We start from the raw sequence: 11954 nt of genomic DNA, 5'->3' as shown, positions 1-11954 counted from the left end.
CGCCCCGTCGGGCGCATCGCCTGCGTCGGCAGACAACCACCGCTCCCGGTCACGCCGTCTCGTCGGCGGCCAAGGGGAGTTCGGCCACGCACCCGGGGCACCAGCCGCCGGATTCGCGCCACGAGCGTTCCTCGTTCTGCGTGGACAGCGCCTTCGCATGCCGATGCCGCGTGCAAGCCAGCGCGTAGGTGCTCTCTTCTCGCCGGATGACCTGAGCGTGGTCCTCGGGGTGGTCGTAGACCAGATCCCACCCCGGGACGACGGACGGGCCGAGAGTATCGACGCGGCGGCGACCGTCACTGCTGACGTGGGTGGTGCGCTCCATACGAGTCGTCTCCTCTTGGTCTCCCGCCCCGGTCCCTTGCGTTGCTTTGCACCTTGAAGCGGACGCGTGCATCGGACGTAGCGAATCTACCGTTCTCATCAGTGGGCAGGATTGGGTCTTGGCCCCATTCCTGCTCACTGCGAAAGTAGCGTCGTCCGCCCGGCGGGCATGCGTCCGTCGCGCACCGGCCGGTGCGCGACGGACGCCGCCTTCGGTGGTTCAGCAGCCGACCCACGACATGTCGGGGCGCCAGGCCTTGTCCTCCGAGGCCGTGCCCTTGCGCCAGCTGAACGTCGCTACGACGCGCCAGCTGTCCTGCGGGTACGCACAGGCGCTGACGCCGCTGGTGGCAGCCGAGTCACCGGTGGCGTGCCAGTCGTCGTAGTCGTTCGCCGTGCGCATCGTGACCCGCTTGCCCGCCGGGTAGCGCTCCAGCTTCACGTTGGTGACCTTGACCGAGTAGTCGCCGCCACCCGCCACGTCAGTGATCTTCGCTTTGGCCTGGAAGGTCTTGTTCGTGCCGTTCCAGTAGACCATCGCGCACCGCTTGACCTCATTGCCGTAGCACAGCCACCCGTCGTCGGCCGCGGAGGCCGAGGAGGGGGTGGCGACGATCGACGTGGCGAGGGCCGCCGCGACCAGTCCGCCCGTGGCACCCAGCCGGCCGAAACGCTTGAACCTCATGTAAATCCCTTCAGGTGTGCGGCAGATGGCGGGCTCAAGCTATCCACTGGGAGGCTGATTTCGTCTTGCCGTGCCAGGCGGTGGCACTTCCGTGACAATGTCGGAGTCCTGTATCCGGAACGGCTCGCGGCGGTACGGAGGGTGCCCGGCACAGCCACTGCCCCCCGTGCGATCCAGGTGACCATCGGTGGTGACGCGTCCCGCGGGGCCCGGACGTACTCGGTAATTCCCGCTTCCGACCTCGCACGAGGATCAAAGAGCCCCACACCGAAACCTGCGCCGCCTGACGGGCAAGCCCCGAAAGACCGGAAAGGGCCTCCGACGCAGGTCAGAGGCCCTTTCCGAGGCAAAGCCGCAGGTGGGGCGGCAGACGAGTCGGGCTGTACGCCGGGTTCTGTCGCCCGGTCGCCTCGCGGCGGCCGGGGAGACGGCCATCCATCTAGGACCGGCATTGCTGCCGGTCTCGTGCGGTCTACCCGCGAACTCGGGCGGGCAGCCCTCGGACGTTCGCGCAGGAGCACCGGGGTGCTCCCTCTTGACCTTGCTCCGGGTGGGGTTTACCTAGCCGCCTGAGTCGCCTCAGGCGCTGGTGGTCTCTTACACCACCGTTTCACCCTTACCCGGGACCGGAGTCCCGGGCGGTCTGTTTTCTGTGGCACTGTCCCGCGGGTCACCCCGGGTGGCCGTTAGCCATCACCCTGCCCTGTGGAGCCCGGACGTTCCTCGGGAGGATCCGGAGATCCTCACGCGGCCGCCCGCCCGGCTCGTCTGCCGTGGTGACCATGCTACCCGGCGGGGCGGGCACCTCCGTGCGCCCGACGGGTCAGGCCGTGAAGGCGGCGATGCCCGCCTCCCAGGCGGCGGAGAGGTCCGCGCCCGGGGGGAACCGGCCGTTGAGTTCGAGGACGAGCATCCCGTGGGCGAAGGCCCAGGCGGCGCGGGCCCGGTCCTCGTCGCCGCCCGCCGCCCGGACCAGGGGCGCGGCCGCGGCGTCGGCGGCCGCCCCGTCGGGGATGGTGCGGCCCATGGTCAGGAGGTAGAGGTGCGGGTGGGCGAGGGCGTAGGCGCGGTAGGCGGTGGCGAGGGCTGAGAAGGACCCGGGAGCCGCCGCCTCGGCCGCCGTCAGGACCCCGGCGGTCTCCCGGAGCATCTCGGTGGCCAGCGCCGTCACCACGGACGACTTGTCCGGGAAGTGCTTGTAGAGGGACGGTGCCTTCACGCCGACCCGGTCCGCCAGTCTTCGCATGGTGAGCGCGTCAGGGCCCTCCGTCTCCAGCAGGGTGCGGGCTGCCGAGACGATCTGCCGGGGCCGGCCGGCGGTCGGGGCGGTCGCGAGGTCACTCACACATAAGGCCTTCCCTGGTACGGAGTCGGTACGCGGTCCGTAACCGAGTACGTGATCGTACGAGAGGGGGACGAGCCGGTCGTCGAGCGGCCCGCCGCGCCGCGGCGTGTCCGGAACCGAAGGTTCCGCACTCGGGCGGAACCTGCCCGGACACGGGCCGGGCGGCCGCCTCAGCGCGCGTTCGTCCAGCTCGGGGTCCAGGTCCCCGCCGTGTCCTGCCCGGCCGTGGCGGTGGCGAGGTACGAGCGCAGGGTGTCCAGGGCGGGGTGGGGGTTGTCGCGGTGCCAGAGGAGGGAGTGCGGGTAGACGGGGGTCGGGCCGGTGACCGGGATGCGGCGCAGGCCGTGCCCCGCCGGCCAGACGAGACGGGTCCGCCCGCCCATGAAGGTGGCCAGGGCCGGGGTGTCGGCGACGGTGTCGAGCAGGGCGTCCGAGCCGAAGTTGGGTCCGGTCGCCTCGATGGTGAGGCCGAACTCGGCGACGAGCTCGTCGTAGTAGGCCGCCCACTCGGTCCCGGGGACGATGCCGGGCATCCAGATCCGGTGTCCCACGAGCTCGGCGAGGGTCACCGAGCGGGTGCCCGCGAGCGCGTGGTGCGGGCCCGTGAGGAGTTCGAGCTCCTCGTCGAGCACCCGCGCGGCCGCGATGTCCTCGGGCAGTGGTCTGCCGGGGGCGGTGACGGCGCGGAAGGACGCGTCGATCTCTCCGGAGCGGATGGCGTCGACGGCCGTCTCGATGGAGAACAGCATCACCACGTCGAGCTCGATCTCGGGGTGCGCACGGTGGAAACCGCGCATCAGGCCTGACGCCGCGCCGCGTGAGGCGATGATGTCGACCCGCAGAGGGCGGCGGCCGGTGCGCACGGAGGTCTCGGCGCGTTCGGCGACGCGGAGCAGCTCCCGTGCGTGGGGCAGGAAGGCCTGCCCGTCGATGGTGAGCTCGGCCCCCCGGGCGGTACGGGTGAAGAGCCGCACCCCGAGGGTGCGCTCCAGCGCGGCGATGCGCTTGGAGACGGCCTGCTGGGTGACGGCCAGCTCGGCTGCCGCCTCCCGGAACTGTCCCGAGTCGGCGGCGGCGACGAAGGTACGGACGGCTTCGAGGTCCATGGGGACAGCCTAGGCATCACGCCGTCCGGTACAACCGATGGTTGTGCGAAGCGCCCCACAGGTTGTTTGATCCCTGCTCGTCGCGCTCGCTTTGATGGACCCGTACGCGGACGGGTTGTACGGGCGTGAGGCGAGGGGCACCGGGGCATGAGGAGCGGGCACCGGCTGGGGCGGCGGTTCGGATGGCTCTGGGGAGCCTACGGAACCAGTGCGCTCGGCACCTGGCTCGCCTTCGGCGCGTTCCCGCTGATCGCCATCCAGGTGCTGGACGCCGGGCCGGCCGAGGTGGCCGTGCTCTCCTCGGTGGGGGCGGCGGTGGGCGCGGCCGTGGCGGTGCCGCTCGGCCCGTGGGTGGAGTTCCGCCGCAAGCGGCCGGTGCTCGTCGCGATGGACCTGGTGCGGTGCGCGGCGCTGCTGACGGTTCCCGCCGCGTACGCGCTCGGGGTGCTCACCTTCCTTCAGCTGGTGCTGGTCTCGGTCGTCGTCGCGGCGGCCGACATCACCTTCCGCGCCGCCTCCGGCGCCTATCTGAAGACCCTGCTGGCCGCTGACGAACTCCTCGTGGCCAACGCCCGGTTCGAGTCCACGGCGTGGACGACGACGGTCGTCGGACCCCCGCTGGGCGGCGCGCTGACCGGACTCCTCGGACCGGTGGTGACGGTCGCGGCGGACGCGGTCAGCTATCTGCTCTCGGCCCTGGGCCTGCGCGCGATGGGCGGTGAGGAGCCGTCGCCCGTACGCCCGGACGGGCCGCGACTGCGGGCCGGGGACCTGCTGGCCGGCTGGCGGTACATCCTGGCCGACGCGACGCTGCGCCCGCTGTTCCTGAACACCGCCGTCTTCAACGGCCTGGTGATGGCCTCCTCCCCGCTGCTGGCCGTCCTGATGCTGGGCGAACTCGGCTTCGCCCCCTGGCAGTACGGACTCGCCTTCGCCGCTCCCTCGGTCGCCGGTCTGCTGGGATCCCGGCTGGCCGGGCCACTCGTCGTCCGCTTCGGGCAGCGACGGGCCCTGGCCTGGTCCGGGGCGCTGCGGGCGCTCTGGCCGGCCGGCCTGGCCTTCGTGGGGCCCGGTACGGGAGGGTTGCTGCTGGTCATCGGGGTCGAGTTCGGGCTGATCCTCTGCTGCGGGGTCTTCAACCCGGTCTCCGCCACCTGCCGCCTGGAGCGCACCGCCGCGGACCGGGTCGCCCGCACGCTCTCCGCCTGGGCCGTGACGACCAGGGCGGCCACCGCGCTCCTGACGGCGCTCTGGGGTGTGCTGGGCAGCCTCGCGGGTCCACGTACGGCCGTCGGGCTGGCCGGGCTGCTCCTGCTGGCGACACCGCTGCTGCTCCCGCGCCGGGCGCCGTCGCCCGTGGAGACGGAGCAGGGCCGCTAGGTACGGGACCCGAGGGGGCGGCCCGTACCCTTGCCGGAGGGCTCCCACCCGCCCGGGGCCCCGTGCCGCGTGAAGGAGACCCTCGTGCTCGTGCTGTTGCCGCCCTCCGAAGGTAAGGCCGCCTCGGGGCGCGGGGCACCTCTGAAGCCGGAGTCCCTGTCCCTGCCGGGTCTCGCCGACGCGCGGGCCGCCGTCCTCGACGAACTGGTCGAGCTCTGCCTGGCGGACGAGGAGAAGGCCCGCGAGGTGCTGGGTCTGAGCGAGGGGCTGCGCGGCGAGATCGCGAAGAACGCGGAGCTGCGTACCGCCGGGACGCGGCCGGCCGGGGAGATCTACACCGGTGTGCTGTACGACGCCCTCGGCCTGGCCACGCTGGACGCGGCGGCCAGGCGCCGGGCGGCCACGTCGCTGCTGGTCTTCTCCGGGCTGTGGGGTGCGGTGCGGGTGGGCGACCGGATTCCCTCGTACCGGCTGTCGATGGGGGTCAAGCTGCCCGGCCTCGGGGCGCTGAACGCGTTCTGGCGGGCACCGATGGCGTCGGTCATGCCCGAGACGGCGAGCGAGGGCCTCGTCCTGGACCTGCGGTCGTCCGCGTACACCGGGGCCTGGAAGCCGAAGGGCGAGGTCGCGGAGCGTACGGCGAGCGTGCGGGTGCTCCAGTCGCGGATGGTCGACGGGGTGGAGAAGCGGTCCGTGGTCAGCCACTTCAACAAGGCGACGAAGGGCCGGCTGGTCCGTGATCTGCTCGTGGCGGGCGCCCGGCCGAAGGGGCCCGCGCAGCTGGTGGACGTCCTGCGTGACCTCGGCCACGTGGTGGAGGCGCAGGCGCCGGGACGGGCCGGACGGCCCTGGTCGCTCGACGTCGTGGTCACCGAGATCCACTGACCCACCGAACGCGCACGACGGGGCCGCCACCGGGCCGGACCGGGTGTCACCTGGACGGGGTTCGCCGGCAGCCGGGGCCACTGCCGGCGAACCCCGTCCAGGTTCGCCGATCCACACTTCTCCGGTGCGTTGCAGCATGCGCAACGCGCGTTGCGTATTGTGCGGTTCTCGCGGCAGGATGAGGCCATGACCTCCTCCGCGCCCTCCGCCGTGTCCGCCTCCGTCCTCGACCTCGCCCCCGTCGTGCCCGTCGTCGTCCTGGAGGACGCGGCCGACGCGGTGCCGCTGGCCCGCGCGCTCGTCGCCGGCGGGCTGCCCGCCATCGAGGTCACCCTGCGGACGGCGGCGGCACTGGACTCGATCCGTGCCATCGCCGCCGAGGTCCCGGACGCCGTGGTCGGCGCCGGCACGGTGATCTCCCCGGCCCACGTGGAGGACACGGTCGCCGCGGGTGCGCGCTTCCTGGTCAGCCCCGGCTGGACGGACGCGCTCCTGGACGCGATGAAGGCGTCGGGCGTGCCCTTCCTGCCCGGCGTCTCGACGACCTCCGAGGTCGTCGCGCTGCTGGAGCGCGGGGTCACGGAGATGAAGTTCTTCCCGGCCGAGGCCGCGGGCGGGACCGCCTACCTGAAGGCGCTCTCCTCGCCCCTCCCCCAGGCACGGTTCTGCCCGACCGGCGGCATCTCGCTCGCCTCGGCGCCGTCGTACCTGGCCCTGCCCAACGTCGGCTGCGTGGGCGGCAGCTGGATGGTTCCCGGTGACGCCGTCGCCGCCAAGGACTGGGCGCGCGTGGAGCGGCTCGCCGCCGAGGCGTCCGCGCTGGCCAAGGGCTGATCCGGGGGCCGGTCCGGCCGACAAGGTCCTGCGGGGCCCCGTCCTCGCGTGCGGCTCGTGCCGTACGCGAGGGCCGGGCCCCGCGGCCGTGCCTATCGCAGGTGCGAGGTGTCGTTGAGGACCCTCAGCGACGCGTTGCCGTCCGCGTAGTACGCCACCGTCGAGACGGACGCGGGCGAGAGCTCCATACGGAAGAGCGACTCCGGCGGCGCTCCGAGCGCGAGCCGGACCAGCGTCTTGATCGGCGTGACATGGGTGACCAGGAGCGCCGTACGGCCCGCGTGGCGGGCGATCAGCCGGTCGCGGGCCGCCGAGACCCGTTCGGCCACCTCGGCGAAGCTCTCGCCACCACCCGTGGGTGCCGCGTCGGGCGAGGTCAGCCAGGTGGTCAGGTCCGCGGCGTACCGCTCCCGCACCTCGGCGAAGGTGAGCCCCTCCCAGGCGCCGAAGTCGGTCTCGCGCAGCCCTTCGTCGATCCGGACCTCCAGGCCCAGCCGGGAGGCCACGGCCTCGGCCGTCTCCCGGCATCGGCGCAGCGGGGAGCTGACGATGTCCTGGACCGTGCCGCGCCCGGCGAACGCCTCGGCCGCGCGGGCGGCCTGGTGACGGCCGGTCGCCGACAGCTGCGGATCGCTGCCCCCGCTCCCCGAGAACCGCTTCTCGGGGGTGAGGGCCGTCTCGCCGTGGCGGAGCAGGACGAAGGCCGTGGGCGCGCCCAGATCGGGTGCGCTGCCCCAGCCGACCTGCGGAGTGGCGTCCGCCTGCGGGGTGCTCGTGGGGGCAGCGGCGGGGCGGGCGTCCGCGAGGGCGGCCCGTACCTTCGCGGCCCCGGCCACCGCGTCGCCGGGCGGGCCGTCGACGGGCGGTGCCCCCGCCGGGGTGCGGGGTGTGCCCCGGTCGGCCCTGGAGGCTCCGGGGTCCCACTGCTCGCCCCGCCCGCCCGCGTCCATCGCCTCGTTGGCGAGCCGGTCGGCGTGCTTGTTCTGCGCGCGGGGGATCCACTCGTACGTGACCGAGGCGGCGGGCAGGATGCCCGCGGCCTCCTGGGCCAGCGGCTTCATGGCGGGATGCTTGACCTGCCAGCGGCCCGACATCTGCTCGACCACCAGCTTGGAGTCCATCCGGACGCGCACCTGTACCGCGGAGTCCGGGAAGAGGTTCCTGACCGCCGTGAGACCGGCGATCAGGCCCTTGTACTCGGCCACGTTGTTCGTCGCGACGCCGATGAACTCGGCCGCCTCGGCGAGCACCCCGCCGGTGTCCGGGTCGATGACGACCGCGCCGTAACCGGCGGGCCCCGGGTTACCGCGGGACCCTCCGTCGGCTTCGACGACCACCCGGCGGGGACCGGGCATTACAGCCCCGACTCCGAGGTGCGGACCAGGATGCGACGGCAGTTCTCGCAGCGGAGCACCGTGTCGGGGGAGGCGGCCTTCACGTCGTTGACCTCGGTGATGTTCAGCTCCAGCCGGCAGCCCTCGCAGCGGCGCTGGTAGAGCCGGGCCGCGCCCACGCCGCCCTGCTGGGCGCGGAGCTTGTCGTAGAGCTTGAGCAGGTCGGCGGGGACGGCACCGGCGACGACCTCGCGGTCCTTGGCGACGCCCGCGGCCTCGGCCTCGAGCTCCTTGGTGGCGGTGTCCCTGCGTGCGGTGGCGTCGTCGACCTTGGCCTGCACGGCGCTCACGCGCTCGGTCAGCTCGGCGACACGCTCCTGGGCCGACTCACGGCGCTCCATGATCTCGAGGACGATGTCCTCGAGGTCGCCCTGGCGCTTGGCGAGCGAGGTGATCTCGCGCTGCAGGCTCTCCAGGTCCTTGGACGAGGAGACGGCGCCCGAGTCGAGCCGCTGCTGGTCGCGGACGGCGCGCTGGCGCACCTGGTCGACGTCCTGCTCCGCCTTGGTCTGCTCGCGGGTGGTGTCGCTCTCCTCGGTCTGCGAGGCGACGAGCAGGTCGCGCAGCTGGGCGAGGTCGCTCCCCAGCGATTCGAGCTCCGCGTGCTCGGGCAGCGAGGTGCGCTTGTGGGAGAGCTGCGACAGACGTACGTCGAGTTCCTGGACTTCGAGGAGTCGGATCTGGTCGGCGGGCGCGGCGTTCAGTTGGGGGCTCCAGAAGAGTGGTGGGCGGTCCAGGGGTCGGTGACCCGCTTCGAGACATGGACCCTCAGGTCCCATCCGTGGCGGTCGGAGAGTGCGTCGAGCTGCGCTGCGGCCTGCTCGCACCAGGGCCATTCGGTAGCCCAGTGTGCGGCATCGACGAGGCCGAGCGGGGAGTGCTGGACGGCCTCGGAGGCCGGGTGGTGGCGCAGGTCCGCGGTGAGGAAGGCGTCCACACCGGCCGCGCGCACGGCGTCGAAGAGGCTGTCGCCGGAGCCGCCGCTCACCGCGACGCGGCGCACGACCGCGTCGGGGTCGCCTGCCAGCCGGATGCCCTGCGCGGTGGCGGGCAGCCGGGCGGCGGCGCGGGCGGCGAAGTCGCGGAGGGACTCGGGGTGGTCGAGCTCGCAGATCCGGCCGAGCCCGCGGCGGCCCGCGGCGTCGGTCGGGTCGGGCACCAGCGGGCCGGTGACCCGCAGGTCGAGCGCGGCGGCGAGGGCGTCGGAGACGCCCGGGTCGGCGGTGTCCGCGTTGGTGTGCGCGACGTGCAGGGCGATGTCGTGCTTGATGAGGTCGTGCACGACCCGGCCCTTGAAGGTGGAGGCCGCGACCGTCGTCGTACCGCGCAGATAGAGCGGGTGGTGGGTGACGATCAGGTGCGCGCCGAGGGCGCGGGCCTCGTCCACGACCGGCCCCACGGGATCGACGGCGAACAGGACCCGGTGGATCTCCGCACCGGGGTCGCCGCAGACCGTGCCGACGGCGTCCCATCCTTCGGCCCGCTCGGGGGGCCACAGGGCGTCGAGCTCGGCGATGACTTCAGACAGACGGGGCACGGGAGAAAGGCTACCTGCCCACCGCGCCCCGTCGCCCCTGCCCGCCGGTCCCCGCACAGGAGGTCCGGCGGCCGGTACGGCTCGTCACCCGGCGCGGTGGTGCGTGAGGCGGCCCGGGGCCGGGATCACCGGGACCGCGCACCGGCGGAAGCGGAGCCGGACGGCCGGGCGGCTCCCCAGGCATGCGGGGGCGTGCGCCGCTGCGTACGGATGAGGCGCGAGGGCTTCCCGGACGGATCACCCGCCTCGGACACAGGGTCCGACAGCACAGTCCGCCCGGCCTTCGCAGGCGAATCAGGACATCGGCACCCTTATGTGTGAAGTGCCGAAGCTCGTGTTGTCCGGCGGGAACCGCGAAATCTAGCTTCGGTTGCCGGAGGTGACCGGACCATGACTGCCTGTGCCATAGAGGACAAGACCACCGGAGTCGCGGAGGCCGTTGCGACGGCCGGATCCGCGCCCCGCCCCCCTGAACCGGACGGGCCCCTCCGGCCCGGAGAGGCCCACACCATGGCGACGTCCGACGAGGGCGGGGATCCGCTCAGAGCGGGGGCTCCCGGCGTCACGGACGCCGTCGCCCCTCCGTCTCCCGGCGAGCCCGAGGCGCCCCGGGCGGACATCGGGACGGCCCCGGGTGCCACGGACGCGTCCGGCCCCCCGCCTGCCGCGGCTTCCTCCGGCCTCCCGCCGGCCGTCGGCCAGGGCGCGTACGGGACGGGCACCGCTCCGCGCGGAGGCCTCCCGGGTGCGTACGGAACCGGCACCGCCTCGCGCGGAGGAGCCTCGGGCACGGTCGCTCCGGGAGTCTCCGTACGGGTGAGGGTCCCGTCCGTACCGCCCATGCCCGTCGTGCCGCCCATGCCGGCCGCCCCGCCCGCCCCCGCCGTGGCGCCCGCGCCCTCACCGGCCGGGACGCGGACGCCGGACGCCGTGGCGGGGGACGCGGCCGGGGGATCCGCCGGAGCGCCGGAACCCGTGGCGGACGCGGAGCTCCGTACCGAGGCGCCGGTGCCGGTCTCCGTGCCGGTGAGCTCCCGGGTACCGGGGCCGCGGCCGCTCACCATCGCCGCCGACCACTCGTACGCGGCACGGCTCACCCCCGCCGGGGAGCCGGAAGGAGGGGCGGGCTGGTGCCCGGAGCGCTGGACGCTCGACGGGCCGGAGCCGTACGCCGTGCCCCTCCCCCTCGACCGGCCGGAGGCGGCGGACGCCGAGGTGCTGCCCCTCTCGGACGGGCGGGTCCTGATCCGCAGGCGGGCCGCGGCGGACCGGCACACGTTCTCCCTCCTCTATCCGACCGGGCCGGACACGGGTGAGCTTCCCCTCGGCGCCGTGATCGGCACGGAGCTCACGCTCCTCCCCCCGGCCCCCGACGGCATGAACGTCTACGCCCTGCTTCCCGGCACCCGCTCCACCGGCGTCTGGCTGGTCGCGGGCGGGGCGTACGGCCCCGAGCACATCGCGGACGTCCCGGGGCGGTGCTCGGGCGGCGCCTGGCTCGACCGCGAGGGCCGGCTGCTCGCCCTGGACCGGCAGATGCCGGGCGGCGGGCCGGTGAAGACGATCGTGGTGGATCTGGGGCGCGGCGGCGAGGTGACCCCGCTGCTGCAGATCGCCCCGGAGAGCAACGACCGGGTCCTGCTGGCGGACGCCGACAGCGGCCTGCTGGTGGTCAGCTCCGACGCGCCGGGCCAGGACCGGCTCGGCTGGGGTGTCCTCGGCAGCTGTCTGCCGGTGCGTTTCCCGGAGTGCCTGCGCGTACCCGAGGTGACGATGACACCGTTCGCCGTGCAGCCGGGCCAGATGCTGATGCCGGAGAGCTGCGCGGTGGCGCTGCGGATCGACGGGCGGGAGGGCAGCTGGGTGGGGCTCTGGCGTCCGGCCGGCCGGCGGCTGCACCAGTTCGCCGCGCCCGCCGGATGGCTGACCGGCTCCGGCTTCTGGACCCGGGACGGCCTGCTGCATCTGCCCTACGCGCAGGAGGACGCCCCCTGCGCCGTGGCGTTGCTGGAGGCTCCCACCGATCAGCCGCACCAGGCCGTCGCGAATGGAACGACTCCCTCCGGGGAGGCTCCGGCGACTGCCGCGTGTACGCCTGTTCCGCTGGGGCAGGCGCCTCTCACCGGCCGGACCGCACCTGGATAAACTCTGCCCCGGGCTACGCAGCCGTACCGTCCGGGCGCCGACGGTGACCGTGCCGGAGGGCGGCGGGGCCGCGACACACACGTAAGCGATTGCAACGGGGAGACTTCCCACATGTCTGAAGCCCGAACCGACACGACCCAGCCGTTGCCGCCGGAGGCGGACGCGGAAGGGGCCGAAGCCGGAGGCTACGGAAAGCACCGCGGGGGCGCTTCCGCGGAGGGCGAGACCGTGCAGCCGCACGGCCGTCACCGCCGCCCCTCCGAAGGGGGTGGCGGCGCGGCGGCCTGAGGCCGCACCGCACGGGAAGAGGGCCGTCGCA

12 protein-coding genes and 1 other RNA gene are annotated in these 11954 nt (G+C 73.7%); 5 read left to right on the top strand and 8 right to left on the bottom strand.

Annotation, left to right across the window (positions count from 1 at the left end; all coding sequences use genetic code 11):
• Positions 1–49: 49 nt before the first annotated feature.
• The 5 genes from ACGFNN_RS03730 to ACGFNN_RS03710 form a co-directional block, all read right to left on the bottom strand.
• Positions 50–325: a hypothetical protein gene (locus ACGFNN_RS03730; protein WP_393552550.1), complete on the bottom strand. Its 276-nt coding sequence runs from the start codon at positions 323–325 to the stop codon at positions 50–52.
• A 219-nt stretch (positions 326–544) separates the two neighbouring features.
• Positions 545–1009, bottom strand: a complete 465-nt coding sequence (locus tag ACGFNN_RS03725; RefSeq protein ID WP_393552547.1) for a hypothetical protein — start codon at positions 1007–1009, stop codon at positions 545–547.
• Between the two features lie 367 nt (positions 1010–1376).
• Positions 1377–1776: RNase P RNA component class A (gene rnpB, locus ACGFNN_RS03720), an RNA gene on the bottom strand.
• Positions 1777–1832: 56 nt separating this feature from the next.
• Complete coding sequence (locus ACGFNN_RS03715; RefSeq protein WP_362543848.1) at positions 1833–2354, bottom strand: TetR/AcrR family transcriptional regulator; 522 nt, start codon at positions 2352–2354, stop codon at positions 1833–1835.
• Positions 2355–2524: 170 nt separating this feature from the next.
• On the bottom strand, positions 2525–3460 hold the full coding sequence (locus tag ACGFNN_RS03710) for a LysR family transcriptional regulator (RefSeq protein WP_393552544.1): 936 nt from the start codon (positions 3458–3460) through the stop codon (positions 2525–2527).
• 147 nt (positions 3461–3607) lie between these two features.
• Between ACGFNN_RS03710 and ACGFNN_RS03705 the strand changes: the two genes are divergently transcribed.
• From ACGFNN_RS03705 to eda, 3 genes are all read left to right on the top strand, one after another.
• Positions 3608–4840, top strand: coding sequence for an MFS transporter (locus tag ACGFNN_RS03705; RefSeq protein WP_393552542.1), 1233 nt, complete (start codon positions 3608–3610; stop codon positions 4838–4840).
• A gap of 84 nt (positions 4841–4924) precedes the next feature.
• A complete protein-coding gene (gene yaaA, locus ACGFNN_RS03700) occupies positions 4925–5725 on the top strand; it encodes a peroxide stress protein YaaA (protein WP_393552539.1) in 801 nt (266 codons plus the stop codon).
• 186 nt (positions 5726–5911) lie between these two features.
• On the top strand, positions 5912–6559 hold the full coding sequence (eda, locus tag ACGFNN_RS03695; protein WP_362543861.1) for a bifunctional 4-hydroxy-2-oxoglutarate aldolase/2-dehydro-3-deoxy-phosphogluconate aldolase: 648 nt from the start codon (positions 5912–5914) through the stop codon (positions 6557–6559).
• Between the two features lie 92 nt (positions 6560–6651).
• Here the strand turns inward: eda and ACGFNN_RS03690 are convergent, their stop codons facing one another.
• The 3 genes from ACGFNN_RS03690 to ACGFNN_RS03680 are packed head-to-tail and all read right to left on the bottom strand — an operon-like array spanning position 6652 to position 9490.
• Entirely contained in the window at positions 6652–7914 is a 1263-nt protein-coding gene (locus ACGFNN_RS03690; protein WP_393552536.1) for a bifunctional RNase H/acid phosphatase, read from the bottom strand.
• A complete protein-coding gene (locus ACGFNN_RS03685) occupies positions 7914–8657 on the bottom strand; it encodes a zinc ribbon domain-containing protein (protein WP_393552917.1) in 744 nt (247 codons plus the stop codon). Before ACGFNN_RS03685 ends, ACGFNN_RS03690 begins: the two co-directional genes overlap by 1 nt.
• Positions 8654–9490 (bottom strand): Nif3-like dinuclear metal center hexameric protein, encoded by an 837-nt coding sequence (locus ACGFNN_RS03680; RefSeq protein WP_362670645.1) that lies wholly within the window; start codon positions 9488–9490, stop codon positions 8654–8656. The genes ACGFNN_RS03685 and ACGFNN_RS03680 overlap by 4 nt, the downstream gene beginning before the upstream one ends.
• Positions 9491–10348: 858 nt before the next feature.
• On the opposite strand from ACGFNN_RS03680, the gene ACGFNN_RS03675 reads away from it, so the two are divergent.
• Positions 10349–11635, top strand: coding sequence for a hypothetical protein (locus ACGFNN_RS03675; protein ID WP_393552914.1), 1287 nt, complete (start codon positions 10349–10351; stop codon positions 11633–11635).
• 111 nt (positions 11636–11746) lie between these two features.
• Complete coding sequence (locus ACGFNN_RS03670) at positions 11747–11923, top strand: hypothetical protein (protein ID WP_362543871.1); 177 nt, start codon at positions 11747–11749, stop codon at positions 11921–11923.
• Positions 11924–11954: the final 31 nt, after the last annotated feature.

This window comes from Streptomyces sp. NPDC048590 (assembly GCF_043199535.1).
Lineage (GTDB): Bacteria > Actinomycetota > Actinomycetes > Streptomycetales > Streptomycetaceae > Streptomyces.
The sequence above is the reverse complement of the archived record's forward strand: the minus strand, read 5'-3'. Positions and strand labels throughout refer to the sequence as shown.

Coding starts and splice junctions, on each gene's coding strand:
- ACGFNN_RS03710 (WP_393552544.1), bottom strand. CDS start 3,460: ATGGACCTCGAAGCCGTCCGTACCTTCGTCGCCGCCGCCGACTCGGGA.
- ACGFNN_RS03670 (WP_362543871.1), top strand. CDS start 11,747: ATGTCTGAAGCCCGAACCGACACGACCCAGCCGTTGCCGCCGGAGGCG.
- eda (WP_362543861.1), top strand. CDS start 5,912: ATGACCTCCTCCGCGCCCTCCGCCGTGTCCGCCTCCGTCCTCGACCTC.
- ACGFNN_RS03725 (WP_393552547.1), bottom strand. CDS start 1,009: ATGAGGTTCAAGCGTTTCGGCCGGCTGGGTGCCACGGGCGGACTGGTC.
- ACGFNN_RS03705 (WP_393552542.1), top strand. CDS start 3,608: ATGAGGAGCGGGCACCGGCTGGGGCGGCGGTTCGGATGGCTCTGGGGA.
- ACGFNN_RS03675 (WP_393552914.1), top strand. CDS start 10,349: ATGCCGGCCGCCCCGCCCGCCCCCGCCGTGGCGCCCGCGCCCTCACCG.
- ACGFNN_RS03690 (WP_393552536.1), bottom strand. CDS start 7,914: ATGCCCGGTCCCCGCCGGGTGGTCGTCGAAGCCGACGGAGGGTCCCGC.
- ACGFNN_RS03730 (WP_393552550.1), bottom strand. CDS start 325: ATGGAGCGCACCACCCACGTCAGCAGTGACGGTCGCCGCCGCGTCGAT.